Annotated in this window: 1 protein-coding gene; it reads left to right on the top strand. The window is 63.4% G+C overall.

Annotated features, from left to right (window positions below; translation table 11 throughout):
- On the top strand, positions 1-689 hold a 689-nt coding region (locus GTZ99_RS16695; protein ID WP_161720972.1), incomplete at both ends, for a nucleotide sugar dehydrogenase.

The following is a 689-nucleotide window of genomic DNA, read 5'->3' as shown; positions in this document are numbered from 1 at the left end:
GGACAGACGCCCGAAGTGCTGGAGCGTGTCGCCGCCCTGTATGACGCGATCACCAGCGGGGGCGTGTTCCGCGCCGCCAGCATCAAGGCCGCCGAGGCGGCCAAGGTGATCGAAAACGCACAGCGCGACATCAACATCGCCTTTATGAACGAGATCGCGCAGATCTTTGCGCGGATGGACATTTCGATCTGGGACGTGCTGGCGGCGGCGCGGACAAAGTGGAATTTTCTGCCTTTTTCTCCGGGCCTTGTCGGCGGCCATTGCATCGGCGTCGACCCCTATTACCTGTCACACCGGGCCGAACAGCTGGGTCTGGACCCGCGTGTGATCCTGTCGGGACGCGGGATCAACGATGGCATGGCGGGCTGGGTGGCCAGGCAGATCCACGCCGCGCGTGGCGGAAAGCCAGGCAGCGTGCTGATGCTGGGCCTGACATTCAAGGAGGACATCCCCGATCTGCGCAATTCCAAGGTCGCCGATCTGGTTAGCGCTTTGGGTCGGCTGGGTCATGGCGTGACGGTGCATGATCCGCATGCCGATGCGGATGAGGCTTGCCACGAATACGGCATCCCGATCGTGCCCGACGCGCTGGAGCGGACCTATGATCTGGTGGTACTGGCAGTACCGCACCGGGAGTATCTGACCATCGGCGGGGCGGGTATGCGGGCGCGTTTGAACCCCAATGGTAC

The sequence above is a fragment of the Novosphingobium ovatum genome, assembly GCF_009909235.1.
GTDB classification, from domain to species: domain Bacteria; phylum Pseudomonadota; class Alphaproteobacteria; order Sphingomonadales; family Sphingomonadaceae; genus Novosphingobium; species Novosphingobium ovatum.
This window is presented reverse-complemented; position numbering and strand designations above follow the sequence as displayed.